Genomic DNA, 23,258 nt, shown 5'->3' on the forward strand with positions numbered 1-23,258 from the left:
GCTGCTTCGTTTTATGTAAAACCGTCTTAAACATGACTGCCTTACTATTATTATGCTTTTCTTTCTTACTCCTGTCCGGATGCGGCGGAATAAGCCTAACGGAAAAATCCTCCGGCGAAGACGGCGGGATATCCGTTTCCTCCCCCTCCCATCCCGGTTTTATCACCCGGGAGGAATTAAATGCTATCCTGGCCGACCAGCCTGCTGTACCGTCCAAAGCAGATAAGAGAATAGTAAGTGCCGTGATGCCTCATCATCTGACAGCTGCCCGCCTAATTAACGATCTGATGCAAATACTTGCCGCGCAGGAGCCAGGCCTAATCATCCTGGTGGGTCCAAACCATCTTAACAACGGGAACCGGATTATTACAGGTCTGGATAACTGGGAGACTCCTGAAGGCCTTGTCGAAACGGATCAGCCGACGGTCAACCTTCTGCTTAAAAACAGCCTGGCAAGCAGAGATGAGGGAACCCTCTCTTCGGAACATTCCATTGGCTCTCTGGCACCGCTTATTAAGCATTATCTTCCCAAAGCAAAGATTGTACCGCTCATTCTGCATCATGATGTCACCCTTCAGGAAGTCAATACGCTGCTTGCCGGACTAGAGCCCTGTCTGAATGAACATACGGTTCTGATCTCATCGGTTGACTTTTCGCATTATCTGACCCGGGTCGAGGCCCAGGGTAAAGACCGCGAAACCTTGAAATATATGCAGGAATTCGATTATCCTGCCCTCTTCAGGCTGGGCAATGATTACCTGGATTCCCCCGCATCGCTTGCCGCATCTTTCCGACTGGCTGAGAAGCAAGGAATCCGGGCTTTTCACGTTTTGGGCAACACAAATTCCGGTATACTCCTGCAAAACGATATGATTCAGACAACCAGCTATTTTACGCTAGTGTTCTACGCTGATACAGATAGTGATTAACCTTTGAGAATTAACGTCTTCTATTTAACTAGTGTAATTACAACAGTCTTAAACCTAAACAAAGGGGCTGTAACTGAACTCAGGCTACCAAGAGCGAGTCTCCAATATCTGAAGTAATTAATAGGGATATGGGTAACTCTGGGAAATAGAATCGGTTTAACGTTCCCTTTAAGTATCGACAGCTTGATCCCTAAAAATCATAAAAAGGAGGGCGTAACGGAACTTTGATAGAGTTTGGTTACGCCCTCCCTTTACATTCATTTTAATCTGTTGGTTTTTATTATCTGTTCTTACTTCACGCCAAAGCTCCTTTGAAAGGCCTGCTCCAGAATCTCCATCGCCTGGTCAATTTCGTCAAACGTGACTGTAAGCGGCGGCAGGAAACGCAGGGTCTTGCCTCCGACACAGTTGATCAGCAGTCCGTTTGCACAGCAGTCGCTCACAATCTCGGGTCCTTTTTCTTCAACAGGCAGGCCGACCATCAGCCCGAGCCCCCTGACCTTACCGGGCAAATCAAATTTTTCAGCAAGCTTCTGCAGCTTATCCTGGAAATAATACCCCTTGTTCTCGACCCCGGTCAGAAAATCTTCCCGGGTCATAATCTCCATCACTTTGCAGCCGACAGCCGAGACAAGATGGTTACCTCCGAAAGTCGAAGCATGGTCTCCCGGCTGGAAAGAAGCAGCTACGTTGTCTGTTGCGAGCATCGCACCAATCGGCACACCATTGCCCAGTGCTTTGGCCAGTGTCAGGATATCCGGCTTTACGCCGGACCACTCGTAGGCAAATAGTTTCCCGGTCCTGCCCAGCCCACACTGGACTTCGTCAAAAATCAGCAGCGCCCCGTACTTATCGCATAATTCCCTGGCTTTTTGCAGAAACTCACGTGAAACAGGGTGCACACCGCCTTCCCCTTGCACAGGTTCGATCATTACAGCCGCAGTCTCCTCATTAATGACGCCTTCCAGTTCACTCAAATCATTCATCGTGGTATAGGAGAATCCTTCCGGCAGCGGCTCATATCCCTTCTGGTACTTGGCCTGGCCTGTGGCTGTTATCGTTGCCAGCGTCCTACCATGGAACGAATTCTTCAGGGATACGATCTGAATTTTCTCAGCCCCAAAGTGTTCCTTGGCATACTTCCTCACCAGTTTGATGGCAGCTTCATTGGCCTCCGCTCCGCTGTTGCAGAAGAATACTTTATTCGCGAACGAATTGTCCGTTAGCATCTTTGCGAGTTTGACCTGACCAGGGATCCAGTACAGATTGGAAGTATGCAGGATCTCTCCGGCCTGTTCGCGGATAGTTTCCACGATCTCCGGATTGGCATGCCCGAGTGAGGTTACAGCCAGACCTGCGACAAAGTCCAGATATTGCTTGCCGTCACTGTCCCAGACCAGCGATCCGGATCCTTTGACTAACGCCATTGGCAAACGGCCATACGTATTCATAACATTTTCTTTGCCCATCGCGATCATTTGTTCCGTATTCAGCTCTATATTCATATCGACCATCGACCTTTCTTCTCTACAATACAATTTATTGAATATTCTCCGTTTATTTAATCATCGTCCCGATCCCACCGTCAGTAAACAACTCCAATAAAATCGCATGCGACTGTCTGCCGTCCAGGATATGAACGGTACCTGTTCCCTGTTCCAGCGCGTTTACTGCACATTCTACTTTCGGTATCATTCCACCTTTAAAGATCCCTTCCGTCATCATTGCCGGTACATCTTCCTTCGGGATGACGGAAATAAGAGACTCCGGATCATTGATATCTTTCATAATTCCCTTGACATCGGTCAAAAGCAGGAATTTGTCAGCTTTTAAGGATCCGGCGATGGTTCCGGCAGCCGTATCGGCATTTACATTATAGCTTTCACCATCATCTCCACCGGCCAGCGGTGAAATAATCGGAATATATCCCTGATCCAAAAGGCTGGTAATGATCCCCGGCGTAACCTTCTTGATCTCACCAACATACCCAAGATCGATTTCCTCGACCAATCCTTGTTCATTGGCCAATTGCATCGGTTTCTTCTCGGCGACGAGCAGTTTGGCATCCTGGCCGTTCAGCCCTACTGCCTTTCCGCCAAAGCTGTTTAGCATCGAAACAATCTCCGTGTTCAGCTTTCCGACCAGGACCATCGCTGCAATTTCCATGGTCTCTTTATCCGTAACCCTTAAGCCCTGCACAAACGTGCTTTCTTTGCCGACACGCTTCAGCATCGTATTGATTTCCGGTCCCCCTCCGTGAACAATAACCGGACGGATACCAACCGTATGCAGCAGCAGGATATCGAGCATGACCTTTTCTTTAAGCTCCTGATCAATCATGGCATGCCCGCCATATTTGATCACAACGGTAGACCCGGAGAATTTTTGAATATACGGCAAGGCTTCGATCAGAATATTGGCCTTATCCAGATTGCTGATCTTCACACTGAAATCTTCCATTTTGATGCGCCTCCTTTACTCCTCTTCATAAGGTGTCTCAAAAAAACTCAAATACTCAAATGATTTAAACAGATAATTACCAGTAACTAACATTTATATTTAATAGTCACTCAATTACGCTGACATTATTACGTCCGGTAATCAGCGTTGATGTCAATATACTTATGTGTAAGATCACAGCCCCAGGCTACAGCCTGTTCATTTCCGTCACCCAGAACGACGTCGACCTTGATGTCTGTATTCTTCAGCAAAACCGAAGCTTCCGTCTCGGAAAATGGCAGGCCCTGTCCGTGTGCAGCGACCTGCAGTCCGTTCAGGTAGATATCCGCTTTATTCGGATCAAAGCTGGCTCCGGAGTATCCCGCTGCAGCCAGGATTCTTCCCCAGTTGGCATCTTCGCCATACATAGCCGATTTCACCAAATTAGAGGAACAGACACTGCGAGCAATCATTCTAGCTGCTTCCAATGATGCGGCCCCTGCAACTTTCACTTCCAGGAACTTGCTGGCCCCTTCGCCGTCTCTTGCAATCGCTTTGGCCATCGTACAGCAGGCTTCCCGGACCATGGCAGAAAAGTTCTCCCATTCCTGACCTTCCGGCGCAACTTCCGATAATCCGTTGGCCAAGATCACGACCATATCGTTCGTACTGGTATCGCCATCCACGGTTACCATATTAAAGCTTTCATCCGTTGCCGCCTTCAGCAGCCCTTTCAGCTTATCCTGCGCAACCTGCGCATCCGTCGTGATAAAACAAAGCATCGTTCCCATATTAGGATGGATCATGCCCGAGCCTTTGGCCATGATACCAAGTTTTATAGTGCCCTGGACGCACTGCAGTTCCAAAGCAAGTTCTTTGCAAACCATGTCTGTGGTCATTATAGCCGACGCCGCCTGGTGGGCGTATTCAGTTTTTTCACTTGCGGAGACTTTTCCCTTAAGTGCCTGAATTTCCTTTGCGGCCGTCCTGATTCCTGCGATGACTTTAGCCAGCGGCAGTTCCTGTCCGATTACCCCTGTGGACGATACCAGGATATCTTCCGGAGCAAGAGCAAGCTCTTCTGCGGTCACCCTGGCCATCTCCGTGGCAGCGTTGTCACCAATCTCGCCCATACAGGCATTGGCATTACCGCTGTTGACAATAACAGCCTGCGCTTTGCCGTCTGCAAGATGTTTCTCGGTGAGTATCAGCGGATGGGCCTTCACGACATTGCGCGTGAACATCCCTGCCGCACTGGCCGGGATCTCAGATAAGATCAGCGCCAGATCGTATTTGTCTTTATGTTTTATGCCCGCTTTGACCCCGCAGGCATAAAATCCAAGCGGTGCGGAAATCCCGCCATTTATTTCTTGCCAAGGATACAATTTATCCATCATTTCTATTCCTCCTTAGATCGTTTCTGTGTCTGTGTGTTTGGGGACAAAAAAACGTCCATTTGTCTTCCTATGGCCAGAGCGCGGTGGTTTGAAGCCCAGTCGTTTCCGGCAGATCAAACAGGATGTTCATATTCTGGATGGCCTGGCCGGATGCTCCTTTGACCAAATTGTCAATGACGGAAACCAGGACGACCCTGCCGGTCCGCTGGTCATATCTTAGCTGAAGGAATGCGTGGTTGCTCCCATACGTATATTTCGTCTGGGGCCACTCTCTTTCCGGCATCACATGAATAAACGGTTCCTTCTCGTAAGCTTGCTGCCAGCAATCCCACAGTTCCTGCTCCGTTATGCCACTCTTGACACCGGCATAGATGGTAGCCAGTATGCCTCGGGTCATTGGCACGAGATGTGGGGTAAAACTAATCACGACTTTCGCATCCGCCGCACCGCTTAGCTGCTGCTCGATCTCCGGTGTGTGGCGATGCACACCAACACCGTAAGCTTTAAAATTCTCATTCACTTCGGAATAATGAAGGTTCTGGACAATCCCTCGGCCTGCTCCTGAGACACCCGACTTGGCATCGATGATGATGCCGGTCGGATCAAGCAGTCCTGTCCGGAGTAGCGGCACCAGCGCTAGCTGGGATGCTGTGGGATAACAGCCCGGATTCGCCACAAGGGCTTTCCCCGCAATTTCATTTCTATATAGTTCAGGCAGTCCATAGACAGCCTCTGGCAGCAAAGCTGGATCAGCATGCTTAACCTTATACCAATTTTCATACTCCTGGACGTCTTTAAGTCTGAAGTCTGCTCCAAGATCCACGATTTTTATGCCGCGTTCCATCAATTCCCTGGCTCTGGCCGCTGCTATGCCATGCGGCAGCGCCATAAACACCACGTCGACATCAGGTATCTCCTCTGTCTCCAGCACGTTTTCCAGACTTTCCTGAAGGTGAGGGCAAATATCTGAAATACGCTTTCCCGCAGATGTAGAAGAGCCTAAATACGCCAGCGTGACCTCCGGATGGTTATTTAATAAACGAAGCAGTTCCTGCCCTGTATAGCCGGTTGCTCCAAGAATTCCAACTTTAATCATCCATATCCCTCCTGTAACGGTAATGCAGCGTTTAGTTTATTTAATAATTATACACACAGACGAATAATTATTCAATACCTAAGCCATTTATTTTTGCTTTTCTCCAATCCTTCTTTTAAATTATTCTGATCAATTCTCTATCTATTCTCTCAGTTTATCTTACTATACATTCCGTCTTTTTCCAAAAAAAAATACTCTCCGTTATGCGAAAAGTATTTTTCATGAGACCTTACAACAGTATTTCGGCATCATAATAACATTAATGAATATGCACCTTCGTCCCCTGCGGAATGTTGTCATAAATCCATTTGGCGTTTTCCACTTCGAGCCTGATACAGCCATGAGAAGCCGATGTACCAAGTTTGGCCGCTTCTTCGGCAATCATTTTTTTCTGTTTATCCATCGGGACGGAATGGAAAAGGTACACACCCCAGTCTTTGAAAGAGACCCAGTATTTGGCGCCCTGCTGGTATTTTTCGGAGAAAAACCATTCGCCGCGGTTTTCAATTTCAAAATCCCCCAGCGGAGTCAAATTATTGACGCCTGTCGACGCTGTAAATTGTTTGATTTCAGAATCCCGATAATAGATCCGGACAATTTGTTCGGTCACATCAACATCAATCCGGTAGTCGCTTTGCTGTGTTTCCTGAGAGTTGGCCGTTTCCTGCTGTCTGTTCGCGGATTCCTGCTGTTGTGCTTCAGCATTCTGATTGTCTTCTTTACCCTGGTTATTCCCACCGCTGTTTTCAGCCGTTCCATTCTTTTGGTTATGATAAGAAGTCTGGTTATCTTGTGGGGTTGTCTGGTCCTGATTAGAATTGTACCGAGAAAACACACTGACTACTTCAGATCCGCCCAGAAAGCTCATTAACCCGGCAACAATAAATAATATAACTACCGTGGCAAGTGCGATTTTAGATTGTTTTCTTTTCAAAATGATCTTCTTCCTTTGCTGCGTAATGGATTCATTTCTGATGTTCTTATTAAACCCTGAACCGATAGCCCGCTCCCCAAACCGTTTCGATATATTGCGGGTTGGAAGGGTCGCTTTCAATTTTATCGCGCAGCCGGGCGATATGAACCGTGACCGTAGCGGAATCACCGAGCGCCTCAAGTCCCCAGACCTTTTCGAATAATTCGTCTCTGCCGAATACCCGGTTGGGATGCTTGGCCAGATATAAAAGCAGCTCAAATTCTTTCTGGGCGAGATTGGCTTCCTTGTCATGGATATAGACTCTGCGGGCTTCTTTCTCGATCCTGAGTCCACGAATCACAACAGCGTTGTTCCTTATCTGCTTTTCGCTGAATTTCTTCTTCAGTTTTTCATAATTCTGCAGATGAGCTTTGACCCTGGCGACGAGTTCACCCGGGCTGAAAGGTTTCGTGATATAATCATCCGCTCCGAGATTAAAGCCTTTGATTTTGTCGATTTCCTCTTTTTTAGCGGATACCAGAATCACAGGAACCTCTTTTTCATCTCTTAGACTACGCAGAATCTCCAAACCATCCAGACCCGGGAGCATGATATCAAGGATTAGGAGATCATAGCCGTTTTCCTGGAACTGCTTCAGACCGGCAGAACCATCCGCACAAATATCGGCTGCAAAACCTTCCACTTCCAGGTAATCTTGTTGCAGTTCCGCAATATTCAGATCGTCTTCAATAATCAAAATTTTTTTCATAACAGTCCTCGTTTTTGGATGGTTTTCTTCATGTAGATTTAGCGTTGGCATGGTACTCGTCTTTAAGGTAGGCCAGTGAAATCAGAATACTCATTCCTTCCTTGCCGTGGGACATTGCCCAGATAATACCCTGATGCCCCACAACGACCTGTTTGGCAATCGCGAGTCCGAGGCCGCTTCCCTCAATCCCAGTTCTGGCCTGATCGGAACGGTAAAATCGGTCAAAAATATGCGGCAAATCCTTTTCACTGACTCCACACCCATTGTCCTGAAACTCCATAATAATACTGGAAGGAGTCTCCCTGAGCAGAACCCTTATTATTGCCTCGCCTTTGTCCATATACTTGCGGGAGTTGTCCAGGATATTTATTACAACTCTTTTCATTCGTTCCCGATCAAGAGAAACGCAGCGCTTTTGGGTCAGGTCGCTGAACATTTCCGTGTGTATTCCATTGTTTTCGAGCTCAGGTTCACTTTCCAGCAAGCAGCTTCTAATGAATTCCTGAACATCGGTCCTTTCAAAATTAAACGGAATCTGGTTTAGATCAAGTTTGGCGTAGAGCAGCAAATCATCAATCATCTTATCAACCTGCTCAGCCTTTACATAGATGGTTTTCAAATATTTCTCCGTTTTTTCCGGGGTATTCGCAACGCCATCCAAAATGCCTTCAACGTAACCTTTAATCGACGTAACCGGAGTCTTTAGATCGTGGGATATGCTGGATATCAGCATTTTTCTGTTGTCTTCGTATTTCAGCTGGGTATGGATCGATTCCTTGAGCTTAAGGCGCATAAGTTCAAGGTCCCGGCACAATGCTTCAATCTCCTGGTCACCTTCTTCGGCAATCTGGCAGTCCAAATTGCCGGTCCGGATCTCATCTGCAGCATGCTGTAGATGATTCAGTGGCTGCAAAACCACCCGTGAAAACTGATAGGAGATCAGGATGTTCGTAACAATGAAAGAGCAAAGGAACGTCAGGCCGATCACAATGAGAAATTGAATCAGGCCGTTAGCTGCCTGATCCGGCGGAACGAGCAGCAGCACGGTTCCTCCAGCAGTATCTGCGGGATCCTGCTCAATAATTTGAACCGTAAAGGACTGACCACTGATCACAATGGTTTCCTTGCCAGGCTTGTTTTGTCCTGCTTCCTTGGCCTTAGCCAACTCAATTTTGCCAATTCCCGATGCATCCAGCGAGGCATAGATCATGTTGTCATCCTTCAGAATGATCAGTTCGCCTCCGATTTCAGCTATTTTTTGGCGCAACAGCTGCTGGAACTTTTCATCGGCAATCGCATCAGGACTCTCCTGATGGATCAGTCTCTCTGTATCCATCAGTACTGCTTCAACCTGAGAGGCCCGCTGGTAGTTTTCCCAGGAATATATATTGCCATATAGTTTACTGTATATAAACAGATAAGCCATGGCGACCAGTGCTGTAATCAGCACCGGAATCGCCACGGTAGCTGCATTTGCTGCAATTAAACGCTTCTTAAGATTCATTGCCGGTCCTCTTATTTAGTCATTTAGCATCATTTTCAAGCAAATTCTGAGATCTAGAACTCTTTTTTATCAAACAAATAAAACCCCGCTGTAAAAAACATCAGCGCGTAGCCAAGCATCAGACAAAACTCCCGGCCAATCTTCGCCAGCGGAAAAGAATTGGCCAACCACAAATTGTACCAGTCAAGCTGCGTAGTAATCAGCAGGCTTGTGTACTCGGAAAAGAAAATGCCAAAAGCCTTGATGGCCAGAAAAGCAATAACCGCAATAAAAAATACCGAAGTGCCACTTTTAAATATATTGGTCAGAAGCACAATCCCCAAAGCCAATGTAAACAGTGGAAACAGACTGATCACATAAGCAAGCATCGTTCGCGCCACAGCGGCAAAAGTAGCGGAATTGGCATTAAATAGAAAACCGGCTAGCATTGAGAAGGCCATTAAGATCAGCAGGTTGGCTAGAATAAAGACCGCAATGGCCGTGACTTTGGCCATAAATACTTTCAGCCTGCTGACCGGCCTGGTCAGCGTGACGCGCATCAGGTTATGGGAGAACTCCCCGGAAAAACAGTCAATGGCAACGAGCGCTGTAAACAGCGGCAGGATCGTATTGACGACGACCGACAAAACTAGTACGGGAAATTCCACGCTGCCGGTGCCTCTTACGCCAAAGCCGGTTCTAACACCAACGACGGCCAGCTGCCCCAGTACAATCACAACCAGTGAGATAATCAGCGCAACCAGGGCTTTTTTCTTTTTGTACAGCTTTTCAATTTCATTGATCAAAGCAGCTTTATACGCGGCCATTGCGTTCCACCTCACTGACAAAGTAATTCTCCAACGTGGCGTAATTTTGCAGAATCTTTTCCGTGCTGTCCACATTGAGCATCTTTCCGTTGACGATGACCCCGATCCTGCTGCAGGTAAGTTCAACATCATGGATCAGATGGCTTGAAATAAAAAAGGTGGTTCCTTCCTGTTCAGCCATCTGCTTAATGAGATTACGGACATCAATCATCCCCTCGACATCGAGTCCGTTCAACGGCTCATCCAGGATCAAAACTTTGGGCCTGGCCAGAATAGCCGCAGCTAAACCCAAGCGTTGCTTCATGCCTAGGGAAAACTTCCTGGGTTTTTCCTGTTTGTATTTGATCATACCGGTAAGCTCCAGAACCTCATCAATTCTGTGGTCATCGACTCCCGGGTAACACCGGGCACGCTGCCTTAAGTTTTCATAAGCGGTCAAGAACGGATAAGAGTCAGCAATTTCAATAATACAGCCAACTTCCGCCATGGCCTTCTCATATGATTCGGTAATACTATGCCCGAAAATCCTGACGTCACCGCGGTCCGGCCGGATCAATCCGGTCATGATCTTCATTGCCGTTGTTTTTCCTGCACCGTTTGGCCCAAGAAAACCAAAAATATCCCCCTGATCAATTTCCAGATTGATATCGTCAATGCCCCGGCCGTTTTTATACAGTTTGGTCAGGCTGCATATTTCAATCACTTTTTCCATATAATTGCCCCCATTGTGCACTGCAAGGAGCCTGCCGGGATTCCCCGGCAGCTCCAATTTAAAGTTATTGCTATTTGTTATTCGTTTTGTTACTTGTTATTCGTTATCTATCATCTAACTTTGCATCTGTTCATTCCAGAACAGGCGAGAAGACGGAATCGTAAGACCCGCTGGACATGTTCAAGTTGAAATACACCTTGGCATTTGCTTCATCCAGATAGATGCTTCCGGACCGGTTCGATCCGTCATTATCTCTGAATTCAAACATGGCATCCGATTTTGTCTGATTGGAAGTTGTGGCGTCAAACGTAAAGGTCAGGGCATTCTGAGCATACGTCTCAAAGCCTTCTCTGTATTTCTCGGAATATTCTCCGGCAATATTTGCGCTCTCAACATGGGCAATTTTCAGAATGCGTTCGCCAATCTTGACAAATTTACCTTCTTGCTCAATGATAATATCGTTTTTAAATGTCCCGATAAACTTTTCAGGATTGGAGATCTGAGGTCCGGCGCTGGTTCTTTCTGTTGTTCTCTGAACTTTTTTGCCGCTAAGGTCCGGCTTCTGAACAATTGTTTCATTGATATCCGTTAATTTAACAAGCGTTTCCATCGTAATTTCATGGACCTGTTCCTGTGCGTCCTTTCCGGATAATATCACTGTTGCCAGAATATAATCCAAGAGACCGTCGGAATTAACTGTGGCCGACCCTTCAATTTGTTTCACATAGATATCCTGCGTTAGTACAGGGATTCTGGCGCTATAGCTGTTTTGTCCCGAAAGAGCCTGTTTGACCTGAAGGGAAGCCACCGCGTTGACCAAAGCCGGAATCTGTACTTCAGACAGGGAACCCGAAAGCGCTTTGCTGCCATCGGCATTTTCCTGAACGACCACATGGTCCTTCAAACTGCCGACAACCGCATCCACGATCTTCTCAACATCTTCGGCTTCATCTTGTTTAAAAGGATTGTCAAATACATCCGTTTCGCGCTCCTGGGTATATTCGGTATAGTAATAGGCTTCATTGCCGGTGCCGATATCCGTACCATTGATCCAGGTGTTCTTATCCGTATAGTAATAAGAATCGGAAACCTTTCCGTCCGGACTCAGACTGCGGGAGCTGTCCTCGGTCGCCCCATTCAGCCGGTCAAATTTTTTGACATCGTTCTGGGAACTGATGATTTCACCGTTATACTTTATGGCAAATGAATAATCCAGGGTAAAGTTGTTAAATTTCTCTGAACAGCTCGCTGCGCTTTGCTTCAAGCCGTCCTTAAGCGTATCATAGCCACTTTTGCTGACAATGTCCGCCAGTGCAGTCGTCGCAAACAACAGAATCCCGACGGTAAAGACTACCGGCAGCACCGCTTTTTTAGATATTCTCATCTTCACTTACTCCTTTTCAAATATTGGAAAGCTTCCTGATCTTATTTTACTCCCAATATCTTGAATATCTGTAAACAGAATCTAAACAATTTATAAACAATGCTTCCGGGCAAAATAGACAATTCTTCTTTCAGTTTTTTACTCTTTGAAATAGATTTGAAATGGCGTTAAGCACGAGATTGAAAGGTCAGGTGCGCTGCAGCTTCCAAAGTGATTATCTGATATATTCGGGATTAATTATGTATCTTCCTTTATTTATTGTTAAGATGATGATTTCAGGATTAATCGGCTGCCGCCACCGGCTGTTCCTTGGCCAGATAATTGCCCACTCCTTCGAAAATAGCCATGGCCAGCTGCTGTTGATAAGCACTTTCGTTTAATTTCTTTTCTTCTTCCGGATTGGACAGAAAACCGACTTCAATCGTCACGGCCACCATATCCGTATTCTTGAGGATAAAATAGCTTTGGTTCGCTTTTGCTTCCCGTTTTTTTGTTCCGACTTTATTCAGACTTTGCTGGATACTTTCAGCCAGCAGTTTTCCTCCCTCGGATTCCGGATGGTAAAACACTTGCGGGCCATGCTGTCTTTGATCGGAAAAACTATTGGCGTGAATGCTCAGATATATTTTAGCCTGGGATTCCATAGCGGTTTGAATCCGGTAGGCCAAGTCCTCTCTTTTGCGTTGAAGCAGGCTTAAAGAAGTTCCAAAATCCCGGTCCTGCTCCCTTAGCATCACAACTTTGCTTCCGGCCTGGGTGAACAGTACCTGCAGCCTTTTAGAAACCTGCAGGTTCACATCCTTCTCCAGGGTTTTATTGACGCCAACAGCTCCAGGGTCAACCCCACCATGACCGGCATCAATCGAAATGGTTACCCCGCCGAGTATCCAGCTCCATCCCGGAACATTCTTGGCGGTATGCACTGCTGTTTTCTGGCCGAGAAAAATACCGGTTACGGCCAGAAGAACGAGAATGCTTGATGCCAGTATAATCTTTGGTCTTGGCATTATCTGTCCGTGCATCAGTCCACTGATCCGTGAATAATTCAGGTGTTTGGCCATGGTTTCCCCCCTCTCACCTATATCTATGGTGAAGGGCAGTGAATTATTCAAAAGGGAATGATTTCAGTGACCTTTGATCGGATATCAATAATTTTTCAATTCAATTAATAAGTATAGAAAGGTAAAAAATGAGAAAAACAAAAAAATCCCCCAACCTTTAGTTGAGGGATTCGCTGTTTCTTGGATATTAACGTTTGGAGAACTGAGGCGCTTTGCGGGCTTTTTTAAGTCCGTATTTGCGACGCTCTTTCATACGCGGGTCACGGGTAAGAAAACCTGCGCGTTTTAAAGCCGGACGAAGACTTTCATCTGCTTTAAGCAAAGCTCTGGCAATACCCATTCTGAGGGCACCGGCCTGGCCGGTTGTACCGCCGCCGTGAACTCTGGCAATTAAATCGTATTTCCCTAAAGTTTCAGTAACTTCTAAGGGCTGCTGAACAATCATCTCTAAAGTTTTCTTGCCGAAGTATTCACTTAGGTCTCTGTCGTTAATCGTATATTTTCCGTTACCGGCCAGAAGTCTGACCCGGGCAACTGCATTTTTCCTTCTGCCTGTACCTTGATACTGAAGCTGTGCTGACATGCTTTTACCTCCTTCCAACTATTTCATATTCCATACTTCTGCTTTTTGGGCCTGATGCGGATGTTCCGGTCCCGAGTATACTTTAAGTTTCTTATACATCTGTGCACCAAGTTTGTTGTGAGGAAGCATTCCTTTTACAGCATGTTCCATAGCTTTTTCGGGGGCTTTGCTCATCAGCACTCGGTAGGTCATTTCTTTCAGTCCGCCTGGATAACCGGTGTGCCAGCGATACATTTTCTTATCCAGTTTATTGCCGGTAATCAATGTTTTATCTGCATTGACGATAATGACAAAATCACCCGTGTCAACGTTCGGGGTAAATATCGGCTTATGTTTTCCTCTGAGCAAGCGGGCGGCTTCAGCTGCCACTCTTCCCAAAGAAACACCGGCTGCGTCAATGACTAACCATTTACGGTCCACCTCATGGGCTTTCGCAAATTGCGTGGTGGTCATGTTGGTTCCCTCCATTTTTAATCGCGTCCATCATGTTTTCATGTGCGATTTTTGAGTTCGTTATATCATCACCGGACGTGACGGGCTCATTCACGTTTCGGTAAAAGACTACTTAAAAAGTTTAACTAAAATAACGTCTTTCGTCAACCTATGGTTTCCTATTTCTTAAAGTTCCGGAAAGATTTCACCGGGACTGGATGCGTCATAATTGACATGGGTCAAGGTGAGTCCTCTGGCCGGAGCAGTTTCACCTGCTTTGGTTCGATCCCTGGACGCTAGTACTTCAGGGATTTCTTCCGGCTGTGTTCGGCCTTTACCCGCATCCATCAAGGTACCGGCAATAATTCTTACCATGTTATATAGAAACCCGTCACCAATACAGGTAACAACGATTTGTTCATCCAGCCAACATACTTTACAGCGGTACAGTGTCCGGACAAAACTTTTAGCCGAAGACCCGGCAGCGGCAAATGCACTGAAGTCATGTTTCCCTTCAAGCTGGGAAGCAGCCATTTGCATGGCGCTGACATTCAGCTGCAACGGCTCATGGAGAGAATACAGTCTTCTGAATACGTCAGGAATTCGTCCGTTATCGATTCTGTAATCGTATCTCTTCCACTTGGCGCTTTTCCTGGCACTAAAATCTTCAGGCATATCCCTGGCCTCGCGTATTCTGATATCATACGGCAGAATACTGTTCATGGCCTTAGGAATCTTCTCCTGCGGAATACGCGCTTCTGAGCAGAAATTAATCACTTGGCCGGCAGCGTGTACACCAGTATCCGTCCTGCCTGCTGTTGTGATTTTTATTTCTTCGGCAAAAAGCTTCTTCCAGACCTTTTCCAGTTCTCCCTGGATAGTTTGTCCATGTTCCTCTGGCTGGCGCTGGAATCCGTGGTAGTTTGTACCATCATAGGCTAATCGCAGAAGGATGTTGCGCATTTTTTTCTCCAGCAAACTTATAATATTGAACTGGACGGTATGCTTGTTTTCAAAAGAGCCAACAGGAAGTTCGAAGCTGAACATGTGTCAATGTTCAGAGGTACGATTCATGTGTGTGATTAATGGTTATCGATACGCTTATTTGGTTTCGTTACCCGGTATCAATCAATTCCTGGTATCCGGTTTCCGTTATCTGCAATCGAACACCGAACCTCGAACTTCGAACTTCAAAATTAGGCCTTCATCTTAGTCCACAAGCTCAACTAAAACCATTTCGGCAGCATCTCCACGACGATAGCCATTTTTCATGATTCTGGTGTAGCCACCCTGCCTATCGGCATATTTCGGAGCTATTGTATCAAAAAGCTCTTTTACTACCGTCTCATCCAGCAAAAATTCCATCGCCTGACGTCTGGCAGCCAGGTCACCCCTTTTGCCTAGGGTAATCATTTTCTCTGCCAGGGAATTCAGTTCTTTTGCTCTTGCTTCTGTTGTCTCAATCTTTCCATGCTTCAGCAAGGAAGTTACAATATTTCTTAACATAGCCCTTCTGCGGCTCATGTTAACTCCAAGCTTACGGTATGCCAACTGTGATCCCCCCTTTAGGTTTAATCTTCCGGAGTACGGAATCCCAGCCCAAGTTCTCTGAGCTTGTGTTCGACTTCTTCCAGAGATTTGCGCCCAAGATTGCGTACTTTGATCATATCTTCTTCAGTTCTTTGTGTCAGTTCTTCAACGCTGTTTATGCCGGCGCGTTTCAGGCAATTATAAGATCTTACGGAAAGATCCAGTTCTTCAATGGTCATTTCCAGAATCTTATCTTTGGCCTCTTCTTCTTTTTCCACCATGATTTCAACATTACCCAGATTATCGTTCAGTCCGATAAAGAGCCTCAAATGTTCGCTCAAAATCTTGGCTGCGAGACTAGTTGCCTCTTTCGGGGTAATACTGCCGTTAGACCATACTTCCAGGGTAAGCTTGTCAAAGTCAGTCATCATACCGACCCGGGTATCTTCTACAGCATAGTTGACTTTATAAATTGGGGTAAAGATGGAATCGACAGGAATAACGCCGATTACCTGATCTGCTTTTTTATTCTTCTCAGCTGAGACATAGCCGCGGGAACGTTCGACGTTCATTTCCATGAAGAGACGCCCGTCTTTATCCAACGTGGCGATCTTCAAATCTGGATTGAGAATCTCAATATCGGGACCGGTGATAATGTCTCTTGCGGTAACAACCCGTTCCCCTTCACATTCCAAACGCAGAACGCGTGGTTCATCCGTATGGCCTTTGAGAGCGAGGGATTTAATATTGAGAATGATCTCAGTTACGTCTTCCAAGACTCCTGGAATGGTTGAGAATTCGTGTAGTACGCCTTCTATTTTTACTGAAGTAACCGCGGACCCGGGTAGAGAAGAAAGCAGGATACGACGCAGGGAATTCCCCAAGGTAATGCCATAGCCTCTCTCTAAGGGTTCAATAATGAATTTGGCATAGGTATTATCTTCAGATCTCTCAACACATTCAATATTGGGCTTTTCGATTTCAAGCATCGGAATGCACCCCTTCTTTCCCGGAAAAGTTTAACGAGAATATTTCTCTACGATAAGATGTTCTTCAATCGGAATCTGAATATCTTCACGGGTTGGCATGTTGATGACAGTCCCTGTGATGCTATTGATATCCAGGCTTAACCATGCAGGAACGGCACGATCCTTTAAGGATTCGGCCATTTCCTTGATTCTATTGTTGTCTCTGCTGCTTTCTTTAATCGAAATTGCTTCGCCAGTGCTGACGAGATAAGATGCAATATCGACGCGTTTGCCATTGATTGTGATATGACCATGTGTCACAAGCTGACGTGCTTCGGGTCTGGATGAAGCAAAGCCAAGTCTGAAAACAACATTATCCAAACGGCGTTCCAATAAACGGAGAAGATTTTCCCCGGTCATACCTTTTTGACGGGCAGCTTTGTCGAAATATCCACGGAACTGTTTCTCAAGAACGCCGTAGATCCTCCGAACTTTCTGCTTTTCTCTGAGCTGAATGCCGTACTCAGTCGGTTTTTTGCCTCTAGCCTGTCCGTGCATGCCCGGAGCATACGCCCGACGGTCCACAGCACATTTATTGGTATAGCAGCGATCCCCTTTCAGGAATAACTTCTGACCCTCACGCCGGCACAGACGACATACTGATTCTGTATATTTAGCCATGTTTTACACCCCCTATACTCTTCTGCGTTTGGGCGGCCGACATCCGTTATGCGGTACCGGAGTTACGTCCCGAATAAGGTTCACTTCCAGACCTGCCGCCTGCAATGCTCTGATTGCGGCTTCACGGCCTGATCCTGGACCTTTGACAAAACATTCAACAATTTTGAGCCCATGCTCCATTGCTGCTTTGGCAGCTGTCTCTGCAGCCATCTGCGCAGCAAAAGGTGTGCTTTTACGTGATCCTTTGAAACCCAAAGAACCGGAACTGGACCAGGAAAGTGCGTTTCCGGTCGTGTCTGTAATGGTGACAATCGTATTATTAAAAGTCGACTTAATATGTGCTATGCCGCTTTCAACATTTTTACGTTCTCTTTTTCTGGTACGAACAACTTTACGAGCCATGCTTCAATGCCCCCCTTTACTTTTTCTTCTTTCCGCCAATTGCTCTTGCGGGACCTTTGCGTGTACGGGCATTGGTTTTGGTCCGCTGTCCGCGCACAGGTAGTCCACGACGATGGCGAAGGCCACGATAACTGCCGATTTCCATCAGTCTTTTAATGTTAAGGGACACTTCCCGACGTAGATCGCCTTCGACCTTGTATTCTTTATCAATTGTTTCCCTGATCTTGGCGACTTCGTCGTCTGTAAGATCTTTGACCCTGGTGTCAGGGTTAATCTGTGTTTTTGTCAGGATTTTTTTGGATTGAGAATTGCCGATACCATAGATGTAGGTAAGTGCAACCTCAACACGTTTGTCCCGAGGTATATCCACCCCTGCGATACGTGCCATCTAAATTTCACACCCCCATGTTCGATAATTAGTTCCAGTTACTTGATTTTCATATTTAGCGTCCGACTTTGTTAGTGTTAATCCGGTCCAAAGGCGACAACCCGCACATATTGCTAATCGATGTTCTAAGTTCGTTGTCCGGTATTGTCTGCTAGATCTTTGATGCATAATCATCGATCTTCGAACCTCGAACTTCATCCTCGATTTAGCCCTGGCGTTGCTTATGTTTCGGATTTTCGCAAATAACCATTACTTTTCCGTGCCGTCTAATAATTTTACACTTTTCACAAATCGGTTTCACAGAAGGTCTTACTTTCACCTGTGATTCCTCCCTTGTCCTTACTTAAATCTGTATACAATTCTTCCTCTGGTCAAGTCATAGGGAGAAAGCTCCACCGTGACCCGATCTCCAGGCAAAATTCTGATAAAATGCATCCGAATCTTGCCGGAGACATGCGCCAGTACCTTATGACCATTGTTTAATTCTACCGTAAACATTGCGTTCGGCAATGGTTCCAGTACTTTGCCTTCGACCTCAATCACATCTTCTTTTGACATTTGCGCCTATCCCTCCTTTGACATTTATTTACCGGTCTTCAGCCTTCAATTCGAGTTAGTATTTCCGGGCCATTTTCAGTGATGGCCACTGTGTGTTCAAAATGCGCCGATGCTCGGCGATCTTTCGTTACTACAGTCCACTGGTTCTCAAGAGTCTCAACCTGATAGCCTCCTAAGTTGACCATTGGTTCTATCGCCAGGACCATTCCTACCTCGAGTCTCGGCCCCCTGCCGGGTTTGCCAAAATTGGGTACTTGAGGTTCTTCATGCATTTTTCTGCCGATTCCGTGACCTACATAGTCCCGAACGACCGACATTGTATTCTCTTCTACATACGTCTGAATAGCGTAGGATATATCAAACAGCCGGTTACCTTTGAGTGCCTGGGCAATTCCACACCTGAGAGATTCTTCAGTCACTGCCAGCAGATTTTGAAGTTCCCTGCTGATTTCTCCTACCGGCAGTGTGATCGCAGAATCACCGACGTATCCGTCAATGATTGCCCCGCAATCAATACTGATAATATCTCCACTTTTCAGGGCCCTTAAACCCGGGATCCCATGCACCACTTCTTCATTAATCGAAGTACATAGTGTTGCGGGGAAGCCGTTATATCCTTTGAAGGCAGGAATCGCATTGCATTTGCCAATGTAATCTTCCGCCGCTCTGTCCAGTTGTTCCGTAGTTACTCCCGGGGCAACCATTTTCCGCATCAGTTCCAGAGTTTCTGCCACGATCCGGCCAGCTTTCCGCATGCGGCCAAGCTGTTCCTTACTCTTCAGTTCAATCATGGCTTCTTACTCCAACACGCTGAGAACATCGCTGAAAACCTGCTTAATTTCTTTATCCCCTTGAATTCTCTTGAGCAAGCCTTGGTTGTTATAATATGCAATCAGGGGTTCAGTCTGTGTATTATATACCTTCAGCCGATTTTGTGCTGTTTCAAGTGTGTCATCGCTTCTCTGGTAGAGTGCACCACCGCACTTGTCACAAACGTCCTGTTGTTTAGGAGCGTTGAAGACAGTATGGAAGGTTGCACCGCACTGTTTGCAGACTCTTCTTCCGGTGAGCCGTTCCAAGAGATCTGCTTCGCCCAGTTCAATGTTGATAACTCCGTCCAGAGCAATTTTCATGTCGCTTAAGATTTTCGCCAATGCATCCGCCTGGGCAGCCGTACGGGGAAACCCGTCCAGAAGGAAACCATTTTGACAATCAGCCTGAGCCAATCTGTCGGCTACAATCCCAATCGTTACTTCATCCGGGACAAGGCCACCCGCATCCATGTATTCTTTGGCCTTCATTCCCAGGGCAGTCTGTTCCTTGATTGCGGCTCTGAACATGTCCCCAGTTGAAATGTGGGGTATATGATAATGCTCAATGAGCAAATCGGCTTGTGTTCCTTTTCCTGCTCCAGGAGGACCCATGAGTATCATTCTCATCTCGATCGCCTCCTACTTTAAAAATCCTTGATAGTGACGCTGCATCAGCTGATTCTCCATCTGTTTCATCGTATCAAGAGCAACGCTGACCACAATCAGCAGGGATGTTCCACCTAAATAGATGTTATCTATTCCGGTGAATCCCATGATCAGACTGGGGAGAACAGCAATCAGTGCCAGGAATATCCCACCTGCCAAAGTCACTCTGCTCAGGATTTTAAACAAATAATCTGAAGTCGGACGACCCGGACGAATTCCGGGTATAAAACCGCCGTACTTTTTAAGATTATCCGCGACATCTACAGGATTAAAGGTAATTCCTGTATAGAAATAGGTAAAGAAAATAATGAGCAATGCATACATGATCAAGTACGGTATTGAATAGGCTGAGCCGTTCATTTGCAGCCATTTCTGGGCAAAAAGAGCGAAGGCTGAGTCCTGTGGGAGCCAGGTCGCAATGGTTGCCGGAAAGGCCATTAAGGAAATACCGAAAATAATCGGAATAACGCCCGCCTGATTAACTTTTAACGGAATATGAGAGCTCTGTCCACCGTATTGCTTGCGGCCGACGACTCTTTTGGCATATTGAACCGGAATTCTTCTTTGGCCCTCCTGGATAAATACAACAGCGGCAATAATCAGCGCTGCAATAACCACTAAGCCTACGATTGATATCCAACCGATTTCGCCAACCTGCAGCAGCCCAACCAAGTACTTGATTGCATCTGGAATCCCAGCAACAATACCGGCAAAGATAATGAGTGAGATGCCATTGCCAATGCCTTTTTCGGTGATCTGTTCGCCCAGCCACATCAGAAAAGCTGTACCTGCGGTCAGTACGATTGCAATCATAATGTAAATTAGAATCCTAAGCGACTCTTGAGGAATCGTAAGCGCACCTCTTAAGCCGATGGTCAGTCCAAAACCGTTGATGAAGCCAAGTACAACAGTACCATAGCGGGTATACTGAACAATCTTTTTTCTGCCCTGATCGCCCTCTTTTGATAGTCTTTCCAGATAAGGAATGACGACCGTTAAGAGCTGAATAATGATGGAGGCAGTGATATAGGGCATGATACTTAATGAGAATACAGAGAAGCGTTTCAGGGAGCCACCAGAGAATGTGTTGAAGAAATCAAACAATCCTCCACTGCCCATCATGTTTTGAAGCACTTCACGATCCATAAACGGAATCGGGATGTGAGACCCAATCCTAAAGATCAGAAGCATAAGCAAGGTGAACCCTATTTTCTTTCTAATGCTCGGAACTTTCCAGGCATCCTTCAGGGTTTCAAGTATCAATTTATTCCACCTCTACTTTTCCACCGGCAGCAGTAATCTTCTCTGCTGCTGTTTTGCTTACCTTATGAACTTTTACGGTTAATGATTTGGTCAATTCCCCGTCTCCGAGTACTTTGACACCATCCTTGACTTTATTGATGAGTCCAGTCTCAAATAAAGCTTCAATGGTAACTTCTTCACCATTTTCAAATCTTTCTTCAAGATCGGATACATTGATGACCTCATATTCTTTTCTAAAATTATTTGTAAAACCGCGTTTCGGAAGTCTGCGGGTAATGGGCATTTGGCCACCTTCGAATCCGGGACGGACACCGCCGCCGGAACGGGCTTTCTGACCCTTGCTACCACGGCCGGCTGTATTTCCAAGTCCCGAGCCGTTGCCTCTTCCAACACGTTTGCGTGATTTGGTCGAACCTTCTGCAGGTTTGAGTTCATGGAGTTTCAATATGGACACCTCCTTACTTGGTGCTTCGATACATTATTTTAGAGTATTTCTTCCACTGCCTTGCCGCGGGCTTTGGCAACGTCGACGTCGCGCTTCAGCGCCTTGAGGCCGGCCATCGTTGCATTGACAACGTTATGAGCATTGGAAGATCCCAGTGATTTTGTGAGTATATCTTTAACCCCTGCTACTTCGAGTACAGCACGCACCGGACCACCGGCAATAACTCCGGTACCTTTGGCAGCGGGTTTCAGCAGAACCTCGCCGGCACCAAATTGGCCGAGAATCGGATGCGGGATCGATGTTCCTTTTAAAGGTACAGCAATCAGATTCTTTTTAGCATCTTCTACGCCTTTACGAATAGCCTCCGGAACTTCGGTTGCTTTTCCGAGTCCTGCGCCGACAATACCATTGCCGTCGCCGACGACAACCAGAGCACTGAAGCTGAAACGTCTTCCGCCTTTGACAACTTTAGCAACACGGGCAATGTGTACAATTTTCTCGGTGAGCTCCAGTTTACTAGGATCGATATTTGACAATGATTTTCCCTCCTTTTCTAAAGATTAGAAGTCAAGTCCTGCTTCTCTAGCGGCTTCGGCCAGAGCTGCAACTCTACCGTGATATAGGCTGCCGCCGCGGTCATAGACCACTTTGGTGATTCCTTTATCCAGCGCTTTTTTCGCAATGAGTTCGCCAACTTTTTTAGCTCCCTCAACGCTTCCTCCGGACAGTTCTGCTGCTTTAAACTCAGCATCGAGAGAAGAAGCTGCAGCCAGGGTGATTCCAAGGTCATCGTTGATAACCTGGGCATAAATATGATTTAAGCTTCTAAATACTGCTATACGCGGTCTTCCGGCTGTGCCCTGGATTCTTTTGCGGACACTTTTATGCTTATGTTTTAAAATTTGTCTGCGGTCACTCTTTTTAATCAAGCTTTTTCATCCTTTCTACGCGGCAAGAGATTTTGCCCTTACCTTATTTCTTACCGCCGGTTTTACCTTCCTTGCGGCGGATGACTTCTTTTTCGTACCTAATCCCTTTACCTTTATACGGTTCCGGTTCACGTTGCTTACGAACATCTGCAGCAAAATTACCGACTTGTTCCTTATCGATTCCTTTAATGATCACCTTGTTCGGTGCAGGAACTTCGATTTCAATCCCTTCATAGGGTTCCATTTCAACCGGATGAGATTTGCCGACAGTAAGCACAAGTTTTTTACCTGAAAGAGCAGCACGATAGCCTACTCCGACAAGGTCCAAATTCTTGCTAAACCCGTTCGATACGCCTTCCACCATATTGGCAAGAAGGGTGCGGGTCAGTCCGTGAAGCGAACGGTAGAAAGGTTCGTCGTTGGGACGGGTAACGCTGATTGTATTTTCTTCTACTTGAATACCGATTTCAGGCCGGAATTCTCTGGTAAGCGTTCCTTTGGGGCCTTTAACGGTAACGACCTGACCTTCTTGTTTAACTTCCACCCCGCCTGGAATGGTGATTGCTTTTCTACCAATTCGAGACATATTCT

29 protein-coding genes are annotated in these 23,258 nt (G+C 46.4%); 1 reads left to right on the plus strand and 28 read right to left on the minus strand.

Going from position 1 to position 23,258, the window contains the following annotated elements:
• The first annotated feature begins 32 nt into the window (after positions 1 to 32).
• A complete protein-coding gene (gene amrB / locus DHBDCA_RS08945; protein WP_015043900.1) occupies positions 33 to 929 on the plus strand; it encodes an AmmeMemoRadiSam system protein B in 897 nt (298 codons plus the stop codon).
• Between the two features lie 290 nt (positions 930 to 1,219).
• Here the strand turns inward: amrB and DHBDCA_RS08950 are convergent, their stop codons facing one another.
• The 28 genes from DHBDCA_RS08950 to rplF all read right to left on the minus strand — a co-directional run bounded on the left by DHBDCA_RS08950 (position 1,220) and on the right by rplF (position 23,253).
• Positions 1,220 to 2,443 carry an aspartate aminotransferase family protein gene (locus DHBDCA_RS08950; RefSeq protein WP_015043901.1) on the minus strand — a complete coding sequence of 408 codons (1,224 nt, stop codon included), beginning with the start codon at positions 2,441 to 2,443 and terminating at the stop codon, positions 1,220 to 1,222.
• 43 nt (positions 2,444 to 2,486) lie between these two features.
• A complete protein-coding gene (gene argB, locus DHBDCA_RS08955) occupies positions 2,487 to 3,389 on the minus strand; it encodes an acetylglutamate kinase (protein ID WP_015043902.1) in 903 nt (300 codons plus the stop codon).
• A 128-nt stretch (positions 3,390 to 3,517) separates the two neighbouring features.
• Positions 3,518 to 4,765 carry a bifunctional glutamate N-acetyltransferase/amino-acid acetyltransferase ArgJ gene (gene argJ / locus DHBDCA_RS08960; protein WP_015043903.1) on the minus strand — a complete coding sequence of 416 codons (1,248 nt, stop codon included), beginning with the start codon at positions 4,763 to 4,765 and terminating at the stop codon, positions 3,518 to 3,520.
• A gap of 67 nt (positions 4,766 to 4,832) precedes the next feature.
• The gene (argC, locus tag DHBDCA_RS08965; RefSeq protein WP_015043904.1) at positions 4,833 to 5,861 is read right to left on the minus strand and encodes an N-acetyl-gamma-glutamyl-phosphate reductase; all 1,029 of its coding nucleotides are present in this window, start codon (positions 5,859 to 5,861) and stop codon (positions 4,833 to 4,835) included.
• Positions 5,862 to 6,120: 259 nt separating this feature from the next.
• Positions 6,121 to 6,795 (minus strand): L,D-transpeptidase, encoded by a 675-nt coding sequence (locus DHBDCA_RS08970; RefSeq protein ID WP_015043905.1) that lies wholly within the window; start codon positions 6,793 to 6,795, stop codon positions 6,121 to 6,123.
• 49 nt (positions 6,796 to 6,844) lie between these two features.
• Entirely contained in the window at positions 6,845 to 7,543 is a 699-nt protein-coding gene (locus DHBDCA_RS08975) for a response regulator transcription factor (RefSeq protein ID WP_015043906.1), read from the minus strand.
• A gap of 28 nt (positions 7,544 to 7,571) precedes the next feature.
• Entirely contained in the window at positions 7,572 to 9,047 is a 1,476-nt protein-coding gene (locus DHBDCA_RS08980) for a sensor histidine kinase (RefSeq protein ID WP_015043907.1), read from the minus strand.
• Between the two features lie 53 nt (positions 9,048 to 9,100).
• Positions 9,101 to 9,853, minus strand: a complete 753-nt coding sequence (locus DHBDCA_RS08985) for an ABC transporter permease (protein ID WP_015043908.1) — start codon at positions 9,851 to 9,853, stop codon at positions 9,101 to 9,103.
• Positions 9,840 to 10,565, minus strand: coding sequence for an ABC transporter ATP-binding protein (locus DHBDCA_RS08990; RefSeq protein ID WP_015043909.1), 726 nt, complete (start codon positions 10,563 to 10,565; stop codon positions 9,840 to 9,842). The genes DHBDCA_RS08985 and DHBDCA_RS08990 overlap by 14 nt, the downstream gene beginning before the upstream one ends.
• Positions 10,566 to 10,695: 130 nt before the next feature.
• Positions 10,696 to 11,949: a hypothetical protein gene (locus DHBDCA_RS08995; RefSeq protein ID WP_015043910.1), complete on the minus strand. Its 1,254-nt coding sequence runs from the start codon at positions 11,947 to 11,949 to the stop codon at positions 10,696 to 10,698.
• A 281-nt stretch (positions 11,950 to 12,230) separates the two neighbouring features.
• Positions 12,231 to 13,010 carry an N-acetylmuramoyl-L-alanine amidase gene (locus tag DHBDCA_RS09000; protein WP_015043911.1) on the minus strand — a complete coding sequence of 260 codons (780 nt, stop codon included), beginning with the start codon at positions 13,008 to 13,010 and terminating at the stop codon, positions 12,231 to 12,233.
• Between the two features lie 187 nt (positions 13,011 to 13,197).
• Positions 13,198 to 13,593 carry a 30S ribosomal protein S9 gene (gene rpsI, locus DHBDCA_RS09005; RefSeq protein WP_015043912.1) on the minus strand — a complete coding sequence of 132 codons (396 nt, stop codon included), beginning with the start codon at positions 13,591 to 13,593 and terminating at the stop codon, positions 13,198 to 13,200.
• A gap of 18 nt (positions 13,594 to 13,611) precedes the next feature.
• Positions 13,612 to 14,046, minus strand: coding sequence for a 50S ribosomal protein L13 (gene rplM, locus DHBDCA_RS09010; RefSeq protein ID WP_015043913.1), 435 nt, complete (start codon positions 14,044 to 14,046; stop codon positions 13,612 to 13,614).
• Between the two features lie 165 nt (positions 14,047 to 14,211).
• Positions 14,212 to 14,988 (minus strand): tRNA pseudouridine(38-40) synthase TruA, encoded by a 777-nt coding sequence (truA, locus tag DHBDCA_RS09015; RefSeq protein ID WP_242824886.1) that lies wholly within the window; start codon positions 14,986 to 14,988, stop codon positions 14,212 to 14,214.
• Positions 14,989 to 15,234: 246 nt separating this feature from the next.
• Entirely contained in the window at positions 15,235 to 15,576 is a 342-nt protein-coding gene (gene rplQ / locus DHBDCA_RS09020) for a 50S ribosomal protein L17 (protein WP_025205209.1), read from the minus strand.
• A 20-nt stretch (positions 15,577 to 15,596) separates the two neighbouring features.
• The gene (locus DHBDCA_RS09025) at positions 15,597 to 16,544 is read right to left on the minus strand and encodes a DNA-directed RNA polymerase subunit alpha (RefSeq protein WP_015043916.1); all 948 of its coding nucleotides are present in this window, start codon (positions 16,542 to 16,544) and stop codon (positions 15,597 to 15,599) included.
• Between the two features lie 30 nt (positions 16,545 to 16,574).
• Positions 16,575 to 17,204 carry a 30S ribosomal protein S4 gene (gene rpsD / locus DHBDCA_RS09030; RefSeq protein WP_015043917.1) on the minus strand — a complete coding sequence of 210 codons (630 nt, stop codon included), beginning with the start codon at positions 17,202 to 17,204 and terminating at the stop codon, positions 16,575 to 16,577.
• Between the two features lie 12 nt (positions 17,205 to 17,216).
• The gene (gene rpsK, locus DHBDCA_RS09035) at positions 17,217 to 17,606 is read right to left on the minus strand and encodes a 30S ribosomal protein S11 (protein WP_015043918.1); all 390 of its coding nucleotides are present in this window, start codon (positions 17,604 to 17,606) and stop codon (positions 17,217 to 17,219) included.
• A 16-nt stretch (positions 17,607 to 17,622) separates the two neighbouring features.
• Entirely contained in the window at positions 17,623 to 17,994 is a 372-nt protein-coding gene (gene rpsM, locus DHBDCA_RS09040) for a 30S ribosomal protein S13 (RefSeq protein ID WP_015043919.1), read from the minus strand.
• 205 nt (positions 17,995 to 18,199) lie between these two features.
• On the minus strand, positions 18,200 to 18,313 hold the full coding sequence (gene rpmJ, locus DHBDCA_RS15000; protein WP_021315208.1) for a 50S ribosomal protein L36: 114 nt from the start codon (positions 18,311 to 18,313) through the stop codon (positions 18,200 to 18,202).
• Between the two features lie 20 nt (positions 18,314 to 18,333).
• Complete coding sequence (infA, locus tag DHBDCA_RS09045) at positions 18,334 to 18,552, minus strand: translation initiation factor IF-1 (RefSeq protein WP_015043920.1); 219 nt, start codon at positions 18,550 to 18,552, stop codon at positions 18,334 to 18,336.
• A 38-nt stretch (positions 18,553 to 18,590) separates the two neighbouring features.
• Positions 18,591 to 19,343 carry a type I methionyl aminopeptidase gene (gene map / locus DHBDCA_RS09050; RefSeq protein ID WP_015043921.1) on the minus strand — a complete coding sequence of 251 codons (753 nt, stop codon included), beginning with the start codon at positions 19,341 to 19,343 and terminating at the stop codon, positions 18,591 to 18,593.
• Positions 19,344 to 19,349: 6 nt separating this feature from the next.
• The gene (locus DHBDCA_RS09055; RefSeq protein ID WP_015043922.1) at positions 19,350 to 19,991 is read right to left on the minus strand and encodes an adenylate kinase; all 642 of its coding nucleotides are present in this window, start codon (positions 19,989 to 19,991) and stop codon (positions 19,350 to 19,352) included.
• Between the two features lie 12 nt (positions 19,992 to 20,003).
• Positions 20,004 to 21,293 carry a preprotein translocase subunit SecY gene (gene secY, locus DHBDCA_RS09060; protein ID WP_015043923.1) on the minus strand — a complete coding sequence of 430 codons (1,290 nt, stop codon included), beginning with the start codon at positions 21,291 to 21,293 and terminating at the stop codon, positions 20,004 to 20,006.
• A 1-nt stretch (position 21,294) separates the two neighbouring features.
• Complete coding sequence (gene rplO / locus DHBDCA_RS09065) at positions 21,295 to 21,738, minus strand: 50S ribosomal protein L15 (protein ID WP_015043924.1); 444 nt, start codon at positions 21,736 to 21,738, stop codon at positions 21,295 to 21,297.
• Positions 21,739 to 21,776: 38 nt separating this feature from the next.
• Positions 21,777 to 22,274 carry a 30S ribosomal protein S5 gene (gene rpsE / locus DHBDCA_RS09070; RefSeq protein WP_015043925.1) on the minus strand — a complete coding sequence of 166 codons (498 nt, stop codon included), beginning with the start codon at positions 22,272 to 22,274 and terminating at the stop codon, positions 21,777 to 21,779.
• A 24-nt stretch (positions 22,275 to 22,298) separates the two neighbouring features.
• Complete coding sequence (rplR, locus tag DHBDCA_RS09075) at positions 22,299 to 22,667, minus strand: 50S ribosomal protein L18 (protein ID WP_015043926.1); 369 nt, start codon at positions 22,665 to 22,667, stop codon at positions 22,299 to 22,301.
• Positions 22,668 to 22,710: 43 nt separating this feature from the next.
• Positions 22,711 to 23,253: a 50S ribosomal protein L6 gene (rplF, locus tag DHBDCA_RS09080; protein WP_015043927.1), complete on the minus strand. Its 543-nt coding sequence runs from the start codon at positions 23,251 to 23,253 to the stop codon at positions 22,711 to 22,713.
• Positions 23,254 to 23,258: the final 5 nt, after the last annotated feature.

This window comes from Dehalobacter sp. DCA, assembly GCF_000305775.1.
GTDB lineage: Bacteria > Bacillota > Desulfitobacteriia > Desulfitobacteriales > Syntrophobotulaceae > Dehalobacter > Dehalobacter alkaniphilus.

Bases quoted from the DNA above. Each gene is read 5' to 3' on its own strand.
- amrB (WP_015043900.1), top strand. From the start codon at position 33: ATGACTGCCTTACTATTATTATGCTTTTCTTTCTTACTCCTGTCCGGA.
- DHBDCA_RS08950 (WP_015043901.1), bottom strand. From the start codon at position 2,443: ATGGTCGATATGAATATAGAGCTGAATACGGAACAAATGATCGCGATG.
- argB (WP_015043902.1), bottom strand. From the start codon at position 3,389: ATGGAAGATTTCAGTGTGAAGATCAGCAATCTGGATAAGGCCAATATT.
- argJ (WP_015043903.1), bottom strand. From the start codon at position 4,765: ATGATGGATAAATTGTATCCTTGGCAAGAAATAAATGGCGGGATTTCC.
- argC (WP_015043904.1), bottom strand. From the start codon at position 5,861: ATGATTAAAGTTGGAATTCTTGGAGCAACCGGCTATACAGGGCAGGAA.
- DHBDCA_RS08975 (WP_015043906.1), bottom strand. From the start codon at position 7,543: ATGAAAAAAATTTTGATTATTGAAGACGATCTGAATATTGCGGAACTG.
- DHBDCA_RS08980 (WP_015043907.1), bottom strand. From the start codon at position 9,047: ATGAATCTTAAGAAGCGTTTAATTGCAGCAAATGCAGCTACCGTGGCG.
- DHBDCA_RS08985 (WP_015043908.1), bottom strand. From the start codon at position 9,853: ATGGCCGCGTATAAAGCTGCTTTGATCAATGAAATTGAAAAGCTGTAC.
- DHBDCA_RS08990 (WP_015043909.1), bottom strand. From the start codon at position 10,565: ATGGAAAAAGTGATTGAAATATGCAGCCTGACCAAACTGTATAAAAAC.
- DHBDCA_RS08995 (WP_015043910.1), bottom strand. From the start codon at position 11,949: ATGAGAATATCTAAAAAAGCGGTGCTGCCGGTAGTCTTTACCGTCGGG.
- DHBDCA_RS09000 (WP_015043911.1), bottom strand. From the start codon at position 13,010: ATGGCCAAACACCTGAATTATTCACGGATCAGTGGACTGATGCACGGA.
- rpsI (WP_015043912.1), bottom strand. From the start codon at position 13,593: ATGTCAGCACAGCTTCAGTATCAAGGTACAGGCAGAAGGAAAAATGCA.
- rplM (WP_015043913.1), bottom strand. From the start codon at position 14,046: ATGACCACCACGCAATTTGCGAAAGCCCATGAGGTGGACCGTAAATGG.
- truA (WP_242824886.1), bottom strand. From the start codon at position 14,988: ATGCGCAACATCCTTCTGCGATTAGCCTATGATGGTACAAACTACCAC.
- DHBDCA_RS09025 (WP_015043916.1), bottom strand. From the start codon at position 16,544: ATGCTTGAAATCGAAAAGCCCAATATTGAATGTGTTGAGAGATCTGAA.
- rpsD (WP_015043917.1), bottom strand. From the start codon at position 17,204: ATGGCTAAATATACAGAATCAGTATGTCGTCTGTGCCGGCGTGAGGGT.
- rpsK (WP_015043918.1), bottom strand. From the start codon at position 17,606: ATGGCTCGTAAAGTTGTTCGTACCAGAAAAAGAGAACGTAAAAATGTT.
- rpsM (WP_015043919.1), bottom strand. From the start codon at position 17,994: ATGGCACGTATCGCAGGGGTGGATATACCTCGGGACAAACGTGTTGAG.
- infA (WP_015043920.1), bottom strand. From the start codon at position 18,552: ATGTCAAAAGAAGATGTGATTGAGGTCGAAGGCAAAGTACTGGAACCA.
- map (WP_015043921.1), bottom strand. From the start codon at position 19,343: ATGATTGAACTGAAGAGTAAGGAACAGCTTGGCCGCATGCGGAAAGCT.
- DHBDCA_RS09055 (WP_015043922.1), bottom strand. From the start codon at position 19,991: ATGAGAATGATACTCATGGGTCCTCCTGGAGCAGGAAAAGGAACACAA.
- rplF (WP_015043927.1), bottom strand. From the start codon at position 23,253: ATGTCTCGAATTGGTAGAAAAGCAATCACCATTCCAGGCGGGGTGGAA.